General features: G+C 48.7%; 17 protein-coding genes. 7 read left to right on the top strand and 10 right to left on the bottom strand.

Annotated features, from left to right (window positions below; translation table 11 throughout):
• Positions 1 to 195 precede the first annotated feature (195 nt).
• Entirely contained in the window at positions 196 to 1182 is a 987-nt protein-coding gene (locus tag ODZ53_RS27380; protein ID WP_372681410.1) for an ornithine cyclodeaminase family protein, read from the top strand.
• 68 nt (positions 1183 to 1250) lie between these two features.
• Here ODZ53_RS27380 and ODZ53_RS27375 read toward each other — a convergent pair whose 3' ends face one another.
• Together ODZ53_RS27375 and ODZ53_RS27370 are read right to left on the bottom strand one after the other, a co-directional pair.
• Complete coding sequence (locus tag ODZ53_RS27375) at positions 1251 to 1604, bottom strand: response regulator (RefSeq protein WP_015893174.1); 354 nt, start codon at positions 1602 to 1604, stop codon at positions 1251 to 1253.
• A 119-nt stretch (positions 1605 to 1723) separates the two neighbouring features.
• Entirely contained in the window at positions 1724 to 1915 is a 192-nt protein-coding gene (locus tag ODZ53_RS27370; protein ID WP_041749638.1) for a hypothetical protein, read from the bottom strand.
• Positions 1916 to 2087: 172 nt separating this feature from the next.
• Here ODZ53_RS27370 and ODZ53_RS27365 point away from each other — a divergent pair, with 172 nt between their 5' ends.
• Entirely contained in the window at positions 2088 to 3098 is a 1011-nt protein-coding gene (locus tag ODZ53_RS27365) for a BMP family ABC transporter substrate-binding protein (protein ID WP_064201563.1), read from the top strand.
• A 5-nt stretch (positions 3099 to 3103) separates the two neighbouring features.
• On the top strand, positions 3104 to 4924 hold the full coding sequence (locus tag ODZ53_RS27360) for an ATP-binding protein (RefSeq protein WP_372681407.1): 1821 nt from the start codon (positions 3104 to 3106) through the stop codon (positions 4922 to 4924).
• Here the strand turns inward: ODZ53_RS27360 and ODZ53_RS27355 are convergent.
• A complete protein-coding gene (locus tag ODZ53_RS27355; protein ID WP_372681465.1) occupies positions 4921 to 5721 on the bottom strand; it encodes an alpha/beta hydrolase family protein in 801 nt (266 codons plus the stop codon). The two genes, ODZ53_RS27360 and ODZ53_RS27355, sit on opposite strands and share 4 nt — an antisense overlap.
• 5 nt (positions 5722 to 5726) lie before the next feature.
• A complete protein-coding gene (locus ODZ53_RS27350) occupies positions 5727 to 6614 on the bottom strand; it encodes a LysR family transcriptional regulator (RefSeq protein ID WP_372681405.1) in 888 nt (295 codons plus the stop codon).
• Between the two features lie 119 nt (positions 6615 to 6733).
• Here ODZ53_RS27350 and ODZ53_RS27345 point away from each other — a divergent pair, with 119 nt between their 5' ends.
• Positions 6734 to 7120, top strand: coding sequence for a rhodanese-like domain-containing protein (locus ODZ53_RS27345; RefSeq protein ID WP_372681403.1), 387 nt, complete (start codon positions 6734 to 6736; stop codon positions 7118 to 7120).
• Positions 7121 to 7172: 52 nt separating this feature from the next.
• Here the strand turns inward: ODZ53_RS27345 and ODZ53_RS27340 are convergent, their stop codons facing one another.
• The 5 genes from ODZ53_RS27340 to ODZ53_RS27320 all read right to left on the bottom strand — a co-directional run bounded on the left by ODZ53_RS27340 (position 7173) and on the right by ODZ53_RS27320 (position 13991).
• Entirely contained in the window at positions 7173 to 7586 is a 414-nt protein-coding gene (locus tag ODZ53_RS27340; RefSeq protein ID WP_015893180.1) for a S1 RNA-binding domain-containing protein, read from the bottom strand.
• Positions 7587 to 7713: 127 nt separating this feature from the next.
• Positions 7714 to 8832, bottom strand: coding sequence for an acetate/propionate family kinase (locus tag ODZ53_RS27335; protein ID WP_015893181.1), 1119 nt, complete (start codon positions 8830 to 8832; stop codon positions 7714 to 7716).
• Between the two features lie 61 nt (positions 8833 to 8893).
• Positions 8894 to 9397, bottom strand: coding sequence for a VanZ family protein (locus ODZ53_RS27330; RefSeq protein WP_372681400.1), 504 nt, complete (start codon positions 9395 to 9397; stop codon positions 8894 to 8896).
• Between the two features lie 108 nt (positions 9398 to 9505).
• Positions 9506 to 12751, bottom strand: coding sequence for an efflux RND transporter permease subunit (locus ODZ53_RS27325; protein WP_372681398.1), 3246 nt, complete (start codon positions 12749 to 12751; stop codon positions 9506 to 9508).
• Positions 12744 to 13991, bottom strand: a complete 1248-nt coding sequence (locus tag ODZ53_RS27320; RefSeq protein WP_372681396.1) for an efflux RND transporter periplasmic adaptor subunit — start codon at positions 13989 to 13991, stop codon at positions 12744 to 12746. The genes ODZ53_RS27325 and ODZ53_RS27320 overlap by 8 nt, the downstream gene beginning before the upstream one ends.
• Before the next feature lie 265 nt (positions 13992 to 14256).
• On the opposite strand from ODZ53_RS27320, the gene ODZ53_RS27315 reads away from it, so the two are divergent.
• The 3 genes from ODZ53_RS27315 to ODZ53_RS27305 all read left to right on the top strand — a co-directional run bounded on the left by ODZ53_RS27315 (position 14257) and on the right by ODZ53_RS27305 (position 16518).
• Positions 14257 to 14949: a CoA transferase subunit A gene (locus ODZ53_RS27315; protein ID WP_137032680.1), complete on the top strand. Its 693-nt coding sequence runs from the start codon at positions 14257 to 14259 to the stop codon at positions 14947 to 14949.
• Positions 14950 to 14995: 46 nt separating this feature from the next.
• Positions 14996 to 15652 (top strand): CoA transferase subunit B, encoded by a 657-nt coding sequence (locus ODZ53_RS27310; RefSeq protein ID WP_015893186.1) that lies wholly within the window; start codon positions 14996 to 14998, stop codon positions 15650 to 15652.
• 185 nt (positions 15653 to 15837) lie between these two features.
• Positions 15838 to 16518: an alpha/beta hydrolase gene (locus ODZ53_RS27305; protein WP_372681393.1), complete on the top strand. Its 681-nt coding sequence runs from the start codon at positions 15838 to 15840 to the stop codon at positions 16516 to 16518.
• Here the strand turns inward: ODZ53_RS27305 and ODZ53_RS27300 are convergent.
• On the bottom strand, positions 16496 to 17710 hold the full coding sequence (locus tag ODZ53_RS27300) for an MFS transporter (protein WP_372681391.1): 1215 nt from the start codon (positions 17708 to 17710) through the stop codon (positions 16496 to 16498). The two genes, ODZ53_RS27305 and ODZ53_RS27300, sit on opposite strands and share 23 nt — an antisense overlap.
• Positions 17711 to 17768 lie beyond the last annotated feature (58 nt).

Raw genomic sequence — 17768 nt, 5'->3', positions numbered from 1 at the left:
TCCCGAAAAAAGTTGTAAAGTTAGCATAAGTATCAATTTTTACTATTGCTACCAATTGTGTTGCATTTTAAAATATTTATTATTATCCGATTTTTGATTGTTTTATTTTTACAAATTGGGGTGTTACTTCATTTATAAATTGAAGTGACACTTCAATATCTACTGACAAAGGATCCCGATGAAAGGATGAATGTCATGCTCGTATTAAGCCGTGAAAACATTGAACAAATCTACACGATGAAAGATTGCTTGGAAGATGTGGAACACGTCTTCCGTGAGCATATGCTGGGAAATGTCACCACCCCCGTTCGTACTGCCATTGACCATCCGAAATACGGAGCAACCAGTCTATACATGCCGTCCTATTTGGAAACGGACGATTATGTAGCGGTAAAAATCATCAGCATTTTCCCGGAGAATCACCAGCACGAGATCAAAGCACTCCAAAGCGTCATCGTGTTGACGGAAGCAAAAACGGGACAGCATGTGGCGATGATGGACGCGAGCCTATTGACGATTATACGCACAGGTGCAAGTAGTGGCGTTGCAACCAAATACTTGGCAAAAGAAAATGCGCAAAGCTGCGCTGTATTGGGATGCGGGGCACAATCCATCGGACAGATTCAAGCCGTCATTGAGGTCCGTCCGCTGACAAACATTTATCTCTATAACCGCACACGTCAGAAAGCGGACGAAATGAAACAAACACTACTCTCCCTCTATCCGGAGTGGCAAGGCGAAATCACGGTTTTGGATGATGCCAATGAAGCGGTTGCGAATGCCGAAATCGTGATTTGCAGCACCAAGGCTACCAGCCCGTTGTTTGATGGCGAACACTTGCGTCCTGGTACGCATATCAATGCCATCGGTGCTTTTCTTCCTCATATGCAGGAGGTCGACTCGACTACCGTACAAAACAGCAAAGTTGTGGTCGATACACTGGAGGGAGCCCGGCACGAAGCAGGCGATCTGCTTATTCCGGTTGAACGCGGGGAATGGAGCTTTGAACAAATGCACGCTGAGCTGGGAGACATTTTGATTGGGAAAAAGCCCGGCCGAGAAAACGAGGAAGAAATCACGATGTACAAATCAGTGGGGGTTGCCTACCTGGACACAGCCGTAGCCAAAACGGTCTATGAACGGGCGAAAGCAAACGGCATTGGAACGGAAATCAGCTTGTAAAATCTTCTCTTAATAGAAAAAAAGCCGCCTTCCCAACCGGGATTTGGCGGCTGTTTGCTTTTTCCTGTTTACAAAAGTCGTGCGATTGCATCGAGAATCTGCTCTTTTTGAAAAGGCTTTACGACGAAATCACTCGCTCCTGTCCTCATCGCTTCCAGCACCTTCTGCCGGTGCCCGACTGCCGAGCAGATCAAAATTTTGGCATCACGGTCAAAATCCAAGATGTGACGCGTGGCTTCAATCCCGTGCATGTGCGGCATAGTAATATCCATGGTGACAATATCTGGCCTGAGCTCCTTGTACTTTTCAATTGCCTCCAAACCATTGCTCGCTTCTCCACAAACTTCATGTTGCTCGCCTAACATATCCGTCAGCACCCTTCTCGTGAAGGCTGCGTCATCTACTATCAGCAATCGGGCCATGCAATCTTATCCCCTCGCATCTCGCTTGCTATTCTACCTCCTACTTTTGCAGAAATCGCAAGCCTTGTCCACGAGAGAAAATGACTTCTTTTGTCGAATGGCGCGAAATCCGATCGGCTTTATGAAATAAAACCGATTCGCTCACTGCTCTCATTCGAAACGCTCTCGCTGGCGAGTTCGGCTGTTCCGCTCGACGCCAGAGGGCTTTCCGGTTTCGGGTGTGGAGTAGTCTCTCCAATCTCCGGTCGATCGACCTGTGTAACCTCATCAGGAATATGAATCTGTGGGATTTCCACCATATCGTTTTCCATCGCGTGCATGCCTCCCTTCTGTTCCCTCTTTGCAGGGGGATATGTTCTCCATATGCTTAGGCTGTCCGTATCCCTTTTTTCCATGCACAACCCTCAGAGAACCGATATAATAGGCATGACGTGTATCTATATTTTCAAGTGGATTATGCTTTTTTCTATGGAGGAATCCCGCATGCCAAAGCTGCTGCCATTTCCCGTCTTATTTACCGGTTTGGTAGTCGGGCTGCTTCTGCTCATTACCAGTCAATTCGTTACAAGTATGAAGCATCTCGATAAAGTCATAAATAAAAGCAGCCATTCTTCTGACAAAGTGCGTGTCGCCCTATTGCTGGAGGGCCCCACATATGATCAGGGCTGGAACAGCAGTGCACTGGAGAGTATGACAGAACTGCAAAAAAGATTTAACTTTTCACTCGAAATCGCCAATAATATAAAACCGGAGCAGATCAGAAAGGTGGCTGAGAAATATGCAGCCAACGACTATGATCTCATACTCGGTCATGGCCTCATCTTCTCTGATCCTTTTACAGACGTAGCGCTTCGCTATCCGAAATCACACTTTGTTTCCTTTAACGGAGAGGCTCCGCATCCGAATCAGACGACGATTCGTTACGATATGAAGCCTGCCGGCAAGCTCGTCGGTATTCTTGCCGCCAAAATGACGAAATCGGATAAAGTCGGATACATCATGGTGGACAAGCCCACTGAGTTAACGCAAGTAGAAGGCTTTATCGAAGGAGTGAAAAAGGCATCACCCAACACTACTATCGTTATTGGAAAGGTACCTGATTTCAATGATAGTACGGGGGCCATTCGCACGACTCGCAACATGATTTCGCAAGGCGTGGATGTTATCTACACCACAGGCGACAGCTTCAATCTCGAAGTGATTACAGAAGCGCAGCGCGCAGGAGTATTTACCATCGGATATATTGCCGATCAAAGCTACATCGCTCCAGAATACGTGCTGGCCTCCATGATGCAGGATGTTCGTCAGTGCTACCGCATCATCATGGAACAGTTTATTCAAGGGGATCTCCCCAATGGAAAAGTCATGTATGGACTTGCAGAGGGGGTCAACCATCTCAGTCAATTCGGACACATGGTGCCAGAAAATGTACGTAAAGATTTAGAACGGGAACTGCAAAATCTCATTCCTTCCCGTGGCTCGTATGGAGGTTAATCAGCATGCCCCTTTTCAGCAATCTCGGATTTCAGAAAAAAATCATGCTCAGCTATCTCGTAATGATGCTTCTCATCGGTTGCGTAACGACCCTTTTCAGTTATCAAATGACCAAAGTCACCACTGATGAAGTGTATTTAACGCAAAACCTCTTACCGCAAACGAGTGCCTTATTGGAAGTCAAAAACCAGATATACACCAAGACATATGCCTTGAACATGTATACATTGACACGCGACGAGTCTTACCTGGATCAGTACTATACAAATCTAATCGATACGGCGCGCTTTTCCTCGCTTCCCAAAACCGAAGCCAACAGTGGCTTGTTTACCATTATTGAATCGATATCAAAACTGGATTTTATTTTTCTGAACAAAATCAATCCGTTGCTGCAAGCAGGGAATGTTCCTGCCGTCAGCTATGTCCTTACCAATGAAGTACAGCCATTGCTCGATCGGTTTGAACGGGATCTGTCTTTTTCACTCAATCAGCTGGAGTATCAGACGAATAAAGAGTTTCAGGATTCGAATGAGAGCATCAAAGTTTCGTTGATTCTGACCTATACGGTTTCCGTAGCCTCTATCTTGTTTGGGCTATTCTGTACGTTTTACTTCCGAAATGAGCTGTTGCGCCCGATTCAGTCTCTTATGCAACAAGCCCGTGAAGTATCGAAAGGAACATTCGGTCAGCAAATCGTCTATACCCATCAAGATGAATTCCTTGAGTTGGCGCAGGAGTTCAATAAAATGTCGAGTAGCATCGCCAATCTATTCGCGCAAGATGAACGGCAACGGCAAATTTTGACCGAAGAAAAAAACATCCGAGAGCAAATCTTAAACTCCCTGCCTGTTGGAATTATTACACGCTCCCATGCGCCAGTCGGTCTTCATGTAAACCAGTTGGCGCAGCATTTAGTCAAGCTCGACGATCTCGGCTACCCAGTGTCCAAGGATTCCTTTGAAGCACCCACAAGCAATGAGCCGACTCCCTGGTTCGTCAATCGCAAAATGACCTTGTACAAAAAAGACGATACACCATTCATTGCTCTGGTCTCCTACATCCCTTTACACAATCATCACCACGATCAGGAAACTGGGTGGATGGTCGCCTTCTTGGACATTACGGAGCAGGAGCAAATTCAAGAGTACTTGAATCAATCTGAGAAGCTGGCCATGGTCGGTCAGCTAGCAGCGGGAGCCGCTCATGAAATTCGCAATCCGCTAACGGTCATCTACGGCTTTATTCAGCTATTAGAACAGCGTTTATCGAATCAAGAGCGCGATTTGTACTATTTGCCCTTAATCTTGCAGGAAATTGAACGGGTCAACCGCATCGTGACGGAGTTGTTGATGCTCTCCAAACCATCCAAGCCCGATTATCGCGAGGTTGCGCTAACCGGTGTCATTCATTCGATTCTTCCCTTGATGAATGCCGAGGCTATGCTGCATGGGATTGAAATCGTAGACCGCTGTGATCCGGGCATTCGCATTCACGTCGATGTCGAGCAATTAAAGCAAATCCTGTTAAATTTAATGAAAAACAGCATTGAAGCCATGAAAGACGGCGGCGTTCTCTCCATCGAAAGCCGCCTGGATGATCAAGCTGTCCATATTCATGTCAGAGACACGGGAGAAGGCATTCCCCAAGAATATCTGGTGCGTATATTCGATCCGTTCTTCTCCTTAAAAGAGGATGGGACTGGACTGGGGCTGCCAATTTCGCGGCGAATGGTGGAAAACCACGGTGGGGAGCTGCACGTGAACAGCAAGCTGGGGAAAGGAACGGAAATCATCATTACGCTGCCGCTTACACCAAAAGAAGATTAGGCTTGCGCATCCAGCCAAGCGAACATCTTGCGCGTATACATCTCCATATCTTCCCCGACAAACAGATGGCTGGCCCCTTGCGCCAGCCATTTCTCATACCGTTTGCCTGCCAGCGTCAGCGCATCTGCCAATTTATGAGCATGCTCCACTCCCACATTCTCATCTTCCGTTCCATGTATGATTAGCACAGGACAAGAAATCTCGTCCATCCGGTACAAAGGTGTCCGATCGCGGTAAGCATCCTCCTGCTTACGTGGATGACCGATGATTCTGCGCAGCATCCTTCTTAGATCAACCCGCTCCTCATAGGTCAAAAACATGTCGCTGACACCACTCCATACGACGCAAGACAGCATGCCTTTGCACTCTATTGCTGCAAACAAAGCCATGATACCACCGCGTGAAAAGCCGTATACGCTGATTCGCTCCTTGTCTACCCTCTCCAGTCTACGGAGCAATTCAAATGCGGCAAACACATCATGCCTGTCTGCCCCACCGAATTCATCCCGGCCCTCTCCGCCTTCGTTGCCACGGTAATGAGGAGCGAGGATCACGTAGCCAAAAGCAGCCATCTGACTAATTCTCTCGGGTCTGACGCGTCCCACTCCTTTAATCCCACCTCGACAATACAGGAGAGCCGGCAGACATGCTCCCTCCTGAAAATACACCTCCGGCACAGCCAATGCAGCTTTTACCAGCAAGTCTTGACTGTAGTAGCTGACGGTGTAGAGCCGCACTCCCGGATAGACTGTCTCCTCAGGTGTACATGCGACAAATGGTGAAATATCTAGCTGCATCCTGCTCACGATTCCTCTCTCTGTGATCTCGTAATCGTATCCACAAGCGTCACCATCGAAGGTGATAGCCATTTCTTTTTATGATAAACAAGCTGAATGGAAAACGGCGGCTTATCCGACTGAAACGGGATGGCTGTGAGCACCCCTTCTGCGAGCTCTCTATGGACCGCCATAACAGGCAGCAATGCCACACCCAAGCCACAGCGTACACACTGCTTGATCGCTTCCGGATTGCTGAATTGGCAGGCGATTCGTTGGGTCATCCCAGCCTCACCAAAAGCCTCCAGCAGCATGCCCCGATACGTACAGCCTTCTTCGGTCAATACAAGCGGCTCCCCGCCCAAATCATGGACTGTGAGTACAGTTGCTGTTGTGAATCGATGGGCGGGTGGCATGACGACCACCAATTCTTCCTCGCGAATGACGTGGATGACTAACTCAGGGTCTGTACAAGGGCGATCGAAAATGATCCCAAAATCTAGATAACCATCCCTGATCTGTTGCACGATTTCTGCTTCTCCAGCCGTCCGCAATACTAAATCAACCTGAGGATATTGGTGGCAAAAAGCCTGCAAATACGGTGGCAAAAAGAATGCCGCCAGTGTATCGATCGTTCCAATGGCAATGGGACCTGTCGTCTGTTGCTTGATCACTTCTTTAGATTCCCCATACAGGCGAATCAATTCCCGTGCGTACGGCAGCAAGGCTTCACCTGCTTGGGTCAGTCGCAGCTTGCGTCCATATCTTTCAAATAGCGGGGCTCCATACGACTGCTCCAGCTTTTGCATTTGTGCCGTTACCGTCGGTTGAGCATAGCCCAGTTCTTCTGCTGCCCGTGTAAAGCTTCCATACCGGGCTACTTCGCGAAAAGTATGTAAATAGACCAGCTCCATCCCGCTTCCTCCCATAGAAATTAGTAATGATCCTCATTAAATAGTATAGATAACTGTGATAATTGGTTCAATGCTATGCTGGGTGCATCACCATCAAATATAACGAGGAGGATTTTGATATGTCCCTTATATTGCAAACACCCGCCGCGTCACCTGAAGTAGCCCGCACTCATTTTCTCGACAAGCTTTCTCTTGAGACAGATGTCTCTGATGTATGGAGTGACATTCAGAACCGCGTGGAAGACTTCTACATCCTGGATGCTCGCAGCGAGAAAGCGTATCGGGATGGTCACGTTCCTGGTGCTCTGAATCTCCCCCATTCGCTCATTTCCACTGAAACGACGGCTGCTCTGGACCCGACCAAGCTCCTGGTCGTCTACTGCTGGGGTCCCAACTGCAATGGTGCTGCAAAGGCTTGTGCGAAGCTATCCGCTCTTGGCTTTCGGGTAAAGGAGATGCTCGGCGGGATGGAATACTGGGAAAAGGAGGGGAATCCTATCGAATAGGAAACGCAAAAAAGGACGGGGCTGATCCCGTCCTTCTTAGTTATCGCAAGGCTTAGTAGCCGCGTTTTGCGTTCTTTTTGTTGATTGTCGCAAGGTTCTCTTCGCTGTGCTTCATCCATTTTTTCATCTTGTCTTCGAAAGAAGCTCCGCTATCTCGTTTTGCATTCCCTCCGCGGTCGCCTCCACGATATCCACCGCCACGGCGTTCTTCACGTTCCGGACGCTCAGGCGCTGGGAGTGCTGCGCGAACCGAAAGCGAGATTTTACCTGCATCATCAATGGAGAGTACTTTTACCTTTACTGGTGCCCCCACGGTAAAGTGATCATTGATATCCTTAACAAAACCGTTTGCTACTTGGGAAATGTGGACCAGCCCCTGCTCCGTTTCGCTGACTGCTACAAACATCCCAAACGGTTTAATCGCTGTCACTTTTCCTTCGATGATGCTTCCCACTTGTACTGCCATCCAGTTTGCACTCCTTTTATTTTTTCAGAAAAATGGTGAGAACCTCAAACCAGAAGCCTCATTCTCCTAGTATAGCAGAGAAATTCCAATACTGAAAAGCCTATTCTTTCTAGGGACATACTCCAAGCTAGTTATTGCCCAGTTCAAATGCATCCATTGCCATGACAAGTTCTTCATTTGTCGGGATGACCATGACTTTTACCGGGGAGTATTTCGTACTGATAAATGCCTCACCTTTGCTGCTGCGGTTTGCCTCACGATCCAGGTTTACCCCGGCAAATTCCAGACCAGAGCACACCAAATCACGCACGGCAGCACTATTTTCTCCAACCCCTGCTGTAAAGATAATGCCGTCGACTCCATTCAAGCGCGCAAGGTACAGTCCCACATGCTTATGTAGAATCGTAGTAAATAATTCCAAAGCGAGTTTACTGCGGAGATGTCCCTCTTCTGCTTTTTTCATAACGTCGCGCAAATCATTGGATACACCCGATACGCCCATGAGACCGCTCTTGTTATTCAGAATCTTGATAGCGCCAGCTGTGTCGGTCCTTTCAATTTCCTCAATATACGGGATGATACCTGGGTCAATGTTTCCACTGCGCGTACCCATGGACAAACCTGCCAATGGTGTCATACCCATCGACGTATCATAAGATTCACCATTTCGGATCGCCGTAATACTTACCCCGCTTCCAATGTGGCAACTGATCAGACGAAGCTGCTCCTTCTGGCGCCCCATCATTTCTGCTGCACGGCCCATTACATAGCGGTGAGACGTTCCATGGAAACCGTATTTGCGAATGCCGTATTGTTCGTAGTATTCATAAGGCAGTGCGTACAAATACGAGGATGGTGGCATGGTTTGGTGAAATGCTGTGTCAAAAACAGCTACGTGAATCAAATCAGGAAACAGACCTTGAGCAACTTCAATCCCGGTTAGGTTAATGGGGTTATGAAGCGGGGCGAAACGGGACAGGTTACGAATTTCTTCTTTTACTTGGTCATTGATAATAACGGACTGCTTAAATGCTTCTCCACCGTGGACAACACGATGGGAAACGATATCTATCGAATATTGTTTGAGGGATTCAAACACTCCCCGTATCGTATCTTCATATTGGTCACGCTGGATTTGTTCCAAATAATCATGCGCAATCAATGTCTTGGAAGGCATTTCATAAAGCTTGTACTTCACCGAAGAACTACCGCAGTTCAGTACAAGGACATTCTTTTTTTCTCCCACGATCTAATCCACTCTCCAATCGTTCATCACAGCCTTCTCTCCCATAGGATGGATAGGCTTCCTACATTTTATAACGATGTGCTCTTCGTGAATACAGGTAATTGAGAGCAATTATCAACAACATCGTGACAGATCCAGTTGCATCGAGCAAAACATCCTGCACCATTCCGGTTCGATCCGGTGTAAACGTCTGGTGCCATTCATCCAAAGCAGCCGTCATCACACTACAAAAAGCGCTCCAGGGCAGTGCTTGCCCAAACGAGAGATGATGTGAAAACACGCGATACCAGCTAAAAGCCAAGAGGGCAAAAACAGAAAAGTGTATCCCTTTCCGTAAGAAGAACTCTATAAAACCAGCCGCTCCCTTTTCTTCCAGGCTCACATCCTTGCCTCCGTAAGGAATGGATATGTTGCCTATACGGTTCTGTAAGCTCTGTTCGTCCACTAGCTTGTCTATCGTCCCTCGCATGTCTTGCTTGGCGTATGGCTGTGATGAAGAAATAAATAACCCGAGCAGAATCGCAATCAAAAGCAAGTAATCCCATACTTTTCGATATCGACGCACGTGTTGCTACCCCCTGCTTTCGATTCTCTTTCTATCTTACCATGACGCATACCTAGTACGTTGGTTACAGCTACGTGAACGATTGAAAATGAAAAACGCCAACCTATTTTAGCGGTTGGCGTCATGTGAAGAAGAAAGAGGCAGGAAGTCCTCTTGTACAGGGACATAGTCCCGGGAATTGTGATTCGAGGCTTCGGCTTGCCCTGTTTTGGGTGAGCGGGCCTGTTCCCGTTTTCTTTCTTTGAAATCGCGGCGACGTACTTGGTTGTTTTCCCACCATATCCGCAAATGACGAGCGAGGATCGGCAAGGACATTTCAGAATGGGCAGCCTGTCTTTGCATAGCTGCATACTGCATACCGGGAAGAAGTGCCATGGTGACAAAAGCCCCCATTAGAATGCCAAACAACAATACGCTGGCAAAGGACGCAAACGAATCATTTCCTTCACCCAAGCCCCCAGCAAGTGGAAGGCTGGCTAACGCGATCGCGAAATATATCCCCGCTTGATTGGCCATGGTGCTTTTGTCCCCCAGCTTGATACTGTCCCAAACTCGCTCTTGTTCGGCTTGGGCCTTGTGCAGCTCATCCATCGTAAGAAGTGCCTGCAAAACGATGACGGCAATGGCACCCACCATACCATAGAAGCTCATCATGTTCATAGGTCGATCCAACCACAGCAATCCCAGCGCAAAGCCTCCAGACAAGACTGGCAAGAGAACGAGGACAAATAATCCGTCGCGTGTTCTGCGTTGCAAAAGCAAGCTCATGATAAGTACGAGGGCAACCAGGCTGCCAATCGTCAAGAACCGACTGCTCCAATCAACCTTGTTGAGTTTTGTCTCCTCCAATTTCTTCAGCTCATCGTCGTTATATACCGTGTAGCCTTCGGGTATCTCCACCTTTTCTTGCATGGAAGAAGGGATGATATAAGACCACAGCTCAATTCGACTTGGGTCTGAGACGGCACTGCTTACCTTGAAGACATACAGTCCATCTTCCCGTTGATAAACGGGCGGTTCGCTGCCGATCGACCAATCTACCAGCTCAGATAATCGCACATTACCTTGTGATGTTCGAATCAATATATGTTTCACCTGATCCGGATAGTCCATCCACCCGTCAGGGAATCGGACGTGGATAGGTACCTGACGCTCGTTCCAATAGACACTCCCAGCTGTTTTTTCTCCCAAATAGCTCTCCAGCTGTCTCTTGATCTCCTCCTGCGTAATCCGGTAGCGTGCCAGCATCTCTTGTTTCGGACGAATGTCGATAAAGGTCCCCTCTGCACCTGGACCGATTCTTTCATCGGTTACAAGTTCTCGCCCCTCTTTATCCTTCGCAGTCTGCTTTTCCATGAATGCCAATACTTCATTGGCAATGTTCTGCGTCGTTTGCAAGGATGGTCCCATGATCGTCAAGACGAGACGAGTCGCCTTATCTTTATTAATGACCAGCGCAAACGGATCTGTCTGAGGAATATCCCGCAGCTCTTTGTCCAGTACTTTTTCCAGCTCAGAGACTGATTGCGTCCAATCGTATTTATCCACGAGCTTTAGTTGAAAGCTCAGGTTTTCTTCGGAGGCAATCGTGTAGACATCTCGGACTTCGTCAATGGCGAGTAAACGCTCCTCAGCTATTTGTGCTGCCCGCATGGCCTCATCGATGCTGCTTCCCTGCACCATTGGCAATGAAAGCGTCTTGTTGCCATAATCAAGCTTTGCGTAGGGATCAACGAGAATAAACGACTTGAGCAAAAAGACAAAGACAAGCGAGGCAACCAGTGTGATTCCATAGGGCAAACACCCCTGTTCCACCAGTCGTTTCCAGCGATCTTGAAAATAACTTGTCATTTTATTGGAAGCCCGTGGCGTTTCCTCCTCTATTCGTACGGAAGCTTCTAGCCACGTTCCTGTCAGTACCGGCGTGATAAACCCATAGATAAGAATAAGAGCAAACGTCCCCAGCAAAAGTATTGGCCAGGCATCGTACAAGACAACCTTGTCTTCTGCCTTGAGGAAATCAGTGAAAACGACACCTGTCCAACAGGCCGCCACTACCACAACCGTAAGCAAAAACGGCTTCATCAACCCCCACGCCACTTGCAAACAACGAACAAACGAGTACGAGGGCAACCCTGAAAACCGATGAAACAACGTAGAGCCTGCTCCTGTGAACAATAGCGAAAACAACACAAGTGGCCCAAGTGTAGAGAGCGTCAATGGGATTCCCCAAAGCCACATGCCCCCAAGAACACTGCCGACCGCGAGTACGTTTGCCAAAAGCGCGAGTACAGCCCCTGCCCATTGTTTTCGGGTCAGGTACAAAAAGAGTGAACAGATGACAGCGGTTAGAGCCGCCAGTGTTCCAAGCTGTCTCAATGCAGCGGTGATTGTCTGCGCGTCGTCATGAAACAAATCGAGGCGGTATTTTCCGCCTGAAGCCTGATTCAACTCACCAATTGCTTCCTTTACTTGCTTGCTGATAACAGACAATTGCCCGACATCTGCTGCGTACACCGTGATTCCTAAGGCAGGCGAGCCTCGATACATCCCAATTTGTTCGCCTTTGCTCCCCCGTCGATCACGTATGTCAGCCAACGTATGTAATGGCACGTATCCTTTATCGGTGGAGATCAAGTGCTTACCCAGATCTTGCAGCCCTTCCGATTTACTCGTCCATTGAATCCTGGTTCGATCCTTATCTGCACCAACAGAGCCTACCTCTTCTCCAACCACATCTGTTGGCAGCTGCGACAGCATATCAGCAGGTGTGAGCCCGTAGGCGAGTAGCATGGACGGTCGGAAAATGATATCTACCTGCTCCTTCAAGCCTTGCTTGTCCATTTCGATGCGAGCGATTCCTGGCAGATTGATCAGTTTGTCGTAGACCGTATTTTGAGCAACGTCAGACAAGGTCTGCAAGTCCGTGCCGTACAGGACATAAAAACCAATTTTGTTATCTGCCAAATTGCTTTGACTGATGCTCCACTCCTGCACGGGTAGCTGCTTCGTGATCTCTCCCAGCTTCTTTTCCAACCGTTCCTTGTAATCCGAACCGATTTGTTCTGATGTTTTTACAGTGATAACCGCCGATCCCGTCCGAGATTCCGTAGCAATCGTAAGCACACTGCCTAATGAACGTACAGATTCCTCTACTTTTCTCGCGACCGATTCATCTACTTCCGCAGAAGAGAGCTTGGGTGCCGAGAGACTGATTGTATATTCAGGCACAGACCGATCCGGAAAAGTCTTGATATCCAGCCCGAACCAAGCTCCTACCGCAAGTAGACAGCAAATGACCGCCAGAATGCGGGCAAAGGAGGGGACCGTCGCTAAAAATGTCTTGTTATTCATCCGCCACCTTCACCGCCTCACCATCCACTACATACGACAAACCTGCAGCGACAATCTGGTCACCAGGCTCAAGACCTTCCACTACCTCATAGAAGGTTCCTTGCAATGCTCCCACTTTGACAAACGTCTTTTCCACTGAATGTTCATTGATTTTCATGACGTAATATTCTTCATCAGAGACACCGATGCTGCTAACAGGAACGAGCGCAACGTTTGACGCTGGCAGCGGATACTGACAAGTAACAGTCATGCCACCCTTCCACGCTACTTTCTTGCCGTCTACGGTCACCTCGACGGGATAAGATCCCAAGCTGGTATCCATAACAGGTGAGACAAACGTCACTTTTCCTTCTGCTTCACTGCCGTCCGGAGCCTTCACCTTTACGACTTTCCCTGCCTGCCAATGGGCGATTTGCTCCCTTTCTATATGTAGCTTGACAAGCCATGAGCTCGTATCGACCATTCGAATGACCTCTGTTCCAGGTCCAGCTTGCTCCGACGCTGTCTTGGAGATCGCTGCAACCACACCTGTAAAAGGAGCTTTGATCACCGCATCAGCTGCTTCCTGCTTCGCTCGGCTCAATTGAACATTGGCCTGCTGGATGCTTGCATTCGCTTCTTCGATGTCCAGTGGATCGGCGCCCTTCAGCAGGTTGTTGTACGCCACTTGTTCTTCTTCCAGACTCAGCTCGGCCTGTCGCAGTGCAGAGGCCAGCTTGTCTTTTTCATCCTTCGAGATGGCTCCATTCGCATACAAAATCTCTGCTTTGGAGAGCTCGTCGCGAGCTTTTTGCATCTGTTCTCGCGCTTTTTCTACCTGTAGCTTCTTGGTTTGCACCTCATGACTCTCCGGTCCCTTGGCGGCCTTTTCCCGCTTGATTGCAGCACTTGCTACCTGTCCCTGGGCTGCGTGAATACCTTGCTGCAAGGCCGTTCCATCTAATGTCGCCAACGTCTGCCCTGCCTTGACAGTGGCTCCTTTTTCAACGAGAATGCCTGAAATTTTGCCTGAGGCGCCAAACGATAAAGCCAGCTCCTGACGCGGTGCCACTACACCTGCTACTTCCATCAGTCGCTCATCCTTGCCACTCTCCACCGTATACGCACTTACCGTTTTCAGCTTGATATCCGTTTCTTCTCTCGTCCGTTTCAGACTTGAGACATCCTCATTTAGCTTTTCGCACCCTACGAGCAGCAGGACCACAACCGTGAGACTTATCCATTTATTCGTATTTTTCATTCCTGCAACCCCACATTTCCCCTCGAGTCTTCCTATACTGACCAAAAAAACGACGAATATTGACAAAATATATTTTACAGAAAAAAATGGTATAGTTGCACTACTTTTCTGTCATTTTACATTATTTTTTATAATCCAAATGTCTCGTCACTTGTTTGTAACTCGCATCTAGTATGATAGAAGGGCAGGAAAACGGGGCACTGCATCGCCCTTATTGTTAACGCTTACAAAAATCCTTTATTTTTTCATGGTGGGAGTGATCGTCATGGCCAAAATTTACACTTCTTACACGGACATCGTGGCTGATATTCACGATGGTGCCACTTTATTAGTGGGTGGCTTCGGACTAGTAGGAATTCCGGAAAATCTGATTATCGCCCTGCGAGACAAGGCAGTGAAAAACTTGACAGTTGTCTCAAATAACTGTGGGGTAGATGATTGGGGACTCGGTCTCCTTTTACGTGAAAAGCAAATCAAAAAAATGGTTTCCTCTTATGTGGGTGAAAATAAGGAATTCGAGCGTCAATTTTTGTCCGGTGAGCTCGAAGTCGAGTTGACGCCACAAGGGACGCTGGCGGAAAGAATTCGTGCAGGTGGAGCTGGTATTCCGGCATTTTATACCCCAGCCGGAGTCGGCACACCTATCGCTGAAGGCCGGGAAACGCGTGATTTCGCGGGGAAAGAGTACCTGCTTGAGTATGGCATCACAGGAGATTTCGCACTGATCAAGGCGTGGAAGGCTGACAAGATGGGCAATCTCGTCTTCCGCAAAACAGCCCAAAACTTCAATCCGATGATGGCAACAGCCGGAAAAATCACCATCGTCGAAGTAGAAGAAATCGTAGAGACAGGTGAACTAGACCCTGAGCATATTCACACACCAAGTGTTTATGTGCAACGTGTGATACAGGCACCATCGTTCGAGAAACGCATCGAACGACGCACAGTCCGCTCATAGAGAGCAACAGAGAGAATCGGATTACATTCAAGGGAGGAAAACACAGATGTCGCTTACACGTGAGCAAATCGCCACTCGTGCCGCCGGGGAAATAGAAGATGGCTTTTACGTAAACTTGGGAATTGGAATGCCCACCCTCGTCGCCAACTACATCCCGGAAGGAAAAACGGTCGTTCTGCAATCGGAAAACGGCTTGCTCGGAATTGGCCCTTACCCGACGGAGGAAAACCTCGATCCTGATCTCATCAACGCCGGAAAAGAAACCGTTACCGCTATTCCAGGTGCGGCCTACTTCTCCAGTGCTGAATCGTTTGCGATGATTCGCGGCGGCCATATCGACCTCGCTATTTTGGGGGCGATGGAGGTTTCAGCTGCGGGTGATCTCGCAAACTGGATGATTCCTGGAAAAATGGTCAAGGGCATGGGCGGTGCCATGGATCTCGTCCACGGCGCGAAAAAAATCGTCGTCATCATGGATCATGTCAACAAGCATGGTGAGACAAAAATCCTGAATGAATGTGCTCTGCCACTTACCGGCAAGAAGGTTGTCAACCGTATCATTACAGACAGAGCTGTCATGGACGTGACACCAGACGGGCTCGTCCTCGTCGAAGTAGCAGAAGGCTATACAGTGGAAGATATCCAAGCCTGCACGCAACCTACGCTGCTTATCTCTCCAGAACTGAAAACAATTGGGCTGTAACTTTTTTTTCAGGGACAGAACCCCGTTAGTAAATAGCCGACTTCATCGCAGCTGCGTGGAGTCGCTTTTTCTTTCCTTTTTTGCTTGGTGTGGGCACACTTGCGCGGGGTCGCCTCCTTCTCACCTTTTCGTATATAATATGGATGATTCATCAAATTTCCCAGTATCTGAGAGGAAGAGATTCCATGTCAGGAACAGTCGGATGCTTACTCATCCATGGATTTGCCGGAGACATCAACGATATACTCCCACTCGCCAAAAAGCTCCGCGAGGCTGGCTATCAGGTGGAATGCCCTACCTTGGAGGGACATGGGACTACTCGTCGTCACATGGCAAAAAGCACCCGCCACGACTGGCTTCGCTCGGCAGAAGAAGGCTACAAGCGTCTGTCCATGCGCGCTGACACCATTGTGGTCATTGGATTTTCCATGGGGGGGCTGCTCGCCTTTCACTTGACGACGAAATACCCTGTCGCCCTGCTAATTACCATCAACACTCCTTATAAATATTGGGATGTCAAAGAGGCGATGCACTATTTGCGTGAGGATTTCTCTACCCACTCCAAACGCTACATCCATGGCATCGGCAGAATCCCTATTAGCAGCATGCTGCAATTTCGCAGGCTTCTGGCAGAAACGAAGCCGCTTCTGCCTCAGATTACGACCCCTTACGTCCTGCTGCAAGCAAGGCGAGACGATACTGTACACGCCGTAAGTGCCCAAATACTCGCAACAAGTGTAGACGAATCTGCCTCCCCGCAAATCACCTGGTACGAGCATTCGAACCATATGCTGCTGCATGGTCCGGACAAGGAGGCAGCCATTGCTCACGTCATGACAACCATCAAGAAGCGCTTTCCATCTTGATCAGCTTTGGTCGCCACAGCCATACAAGACCAACCAGAAGCAAGATCATCGCTATTCCTATGTACACCAGACCAAGACCTACGTGTTCATCCAGCCAGAAAGCAAGGAGCGGCCCCAGCGCCGCCCCTAGATCGCTTACAACTGAATACTGTGTCATTACCCCTTGGCTGTTGGCCTGCCTCGCAGCTTCATCTGCCGCAAGAGTATCCATCACGGTTGTGATAATTGTCGCAGTCAACTGGATGCCGAATAAAATCGCAAACCATAGCACAAGCGAAGACGTTGCTTGCAACGTGGCAAACAAAACGGCAGCAACTAGCAACGTCCCGATAAATAGATTCGTCCGACCATGCCTATCCGACAATTTGCCTACCAATGGGGCAGCCCACGGCTCCCACCCCCAGCGAATGCCTTGGATCACACTTGCAATCACTGCTGCCCCCAGCACGACTCCGCCAATCATGATGAGCGGTTCACGTACTTCGATCACTCTGCTTAGCGTGGAGGTAAACACCCCCTGGTACACCATCGTGACGAGCAATCCCGTCATCAGCGTCAACAGCACCTGCGTCTGATTCCACAAGCGTTTTCCTGTATCCATCTGCTTCACGTCTTTCGGATGCTGACCGGTAAAGGAAGGACGTATATAGCGAAAAATAAGAATGAAAGCTAACAAGGAAGGCACCGCAAGTACGATGGAGGCAACAGAAAGCCCGTACCAAGAAGCCAGCAGCGCTCCGACCAGCATGCCGCCAAGACTGCCCAATCGATACAGTCCGTTGTACAAGCCCATGAGCTGCCCGCGATTATGCCTTTCGGAAACACCCACGATCAGGGAAAATGCACCTAATCTTAAAAATGTCCAAGCTACTCCCCACAAGCAACGCATCACAAGCCACAGCCAAAAGCCTTCCAAGCTGTACGAAAGTGTCGTCAGAAAAGCCAAGACCACTGCCACAATCAAACCCATGCGTCCACCCGAGCGCTCATACCATTTTCCAACAAGAGGGCCGAGTGGTACACGAATGAAACGGTTCACCGCAAGCAATACCCCCACTTCCCACAGCGATGTTAATCCTGCCTCCTTCCAGAAAAGAGGAAGCGCCACATACAGCATCGAATCCCCTATCATGCATAATGCTGTCACCAGTGCGACTGCCACGACTTGTGTCTTTCCACAGACTTCTCTCATTCCATGATCCTTCTCTCTATCCGTTTTTACGTCTTTCTGAGTTATACCTTACGTGCAA

It is taken from the genome of Brevibacillus sp. BD137 (assembly GCF_041644655.1).
GTDB lineage: Bacteria > Bacillota > Bacilli > Brevibacillales > Brevibacillaceae > Brevibacillus > Brevibacillus brevis_D.
The sequence above is the reverse complement of the archived record's forward strand: the minus strand, read 5'-3'. Positions and strand labels throughout refer to the sequence as shown.

What these genes read in the sequence shown, in the direction of transcription:
- ODZ53_RS27345 (WP_372681403.1), top strand. Translation starts at nt 6,734, where the DNA reads ATGTCCCTTATATTGCAAACACCCGCCGCGTCACCTGAAGTAGCCCGC.
- ODZ53_RS27355 (WP_372681465.1), bottom strand. Translation starts at nt 5,721, where the DNA reads ATGCAGCTAGATATTTCACCATTTGTCGCATGTACACCTGAGGAGACA.
- ODZ53_RS27305 (WP_372681393.1), top strand. Translation starts at nt 15,838, where the DNA reads ATGTCAGGAACAGTCGGATGCTTACTCATCCATGGATTTGCCGGAGAC.
- ODZ53_RS27375 (WP_015893174.1), bottom strand. Translation starts at nt 1,604, where the DNA reads ATGGCCCGATTGCTGATAGTAGATGACGCAGCCTTCACGAGAAGGGTG.
- ODZ53_RS27370 (WP_041749638.1), bottom strand. Translation starts at nt 1,915, where the DNA reads ATGGAAAACGATATGGTGGAAATCCCACAGATTCATATTCCTGATGAG.
- ODZ53_RS27365 (WP_064201563.1), top strand. Translation starts at nt 2,088, where the DNA reads ATGCCAAAGCTGCTGCCATTTCCCGTCTTATTTACCGGTTTGGTAGTC.
- ODZ53_RS27310 (WP_015893186.1), top strand. Translation starts at nt 14,996, where the DNA reads ATGTCGCTTACACGTGAGCAAATCGCCACTCGTGCCGCCGGGGAAATA.
- ODZ53_RS27380 (WP_372681410.1), top strand. Translation starts at nt 196, where the DNA reads ATGCTCGTATTAAGCCGTGAAAACATTGAACAAATCTACACGATGAAA.
- ODZ53_RS27325 (WP_372681398.1), bottom strand. Translation starts at nt 12,751, where the DNA reads ATGAATAACAAGACATTTTTAGCGACGGTCCCCTCCTTTGCCCGCATT.
- ODZ53_RS27315 (WP_137032680.1), top strand. Translation starts at nt 14,257, where the DNA reads ATGGCCAAAATTTACACTTCTTACACGGACATCGTGGCTGATATTCAC.
- ODZ53_RS27320 (WP_372681396.1), bottom strand. Translation starts at nt 13,991, where the DNA reads ATGAAAAATACGAATAAATGGATAAGTCTCACGGTTGTGGTCCTGCTG.
- ODZ53_RS27300 (WP_372681391.1), bottom strand. Translation starts at nt 17,710, where the DNA reads ATGAGAGAAGTCTGTGGAAAGACACAAGTCGTGGCAGTCGCACTGGTG.
- ODZ53_RS27360 (WP_372681407.1), top strand. Translation starts at nt 3,104, where the DNA reads ATGCCCCTTTTCAGCAATCTCGGATTTCAGAAAAAAATCATGCTCAGC.
- ODZ53_RS27350 (WP_372681405.1), bottom strand. Translation starts at nt 6,614, where the DNA reads ATGGAGCTGGTCTATTTACATACTTTTCGCGAAGTAGCCCGGTATGGA.
- ODZ53_RS27340 (WP_015893180.1), bottom strand. Translation starts at nt 7,586, where the DNA reads ATGGCAGTACAAGTGGGAAGCATCATCGAAGGAAAAGTGACAGCGATT.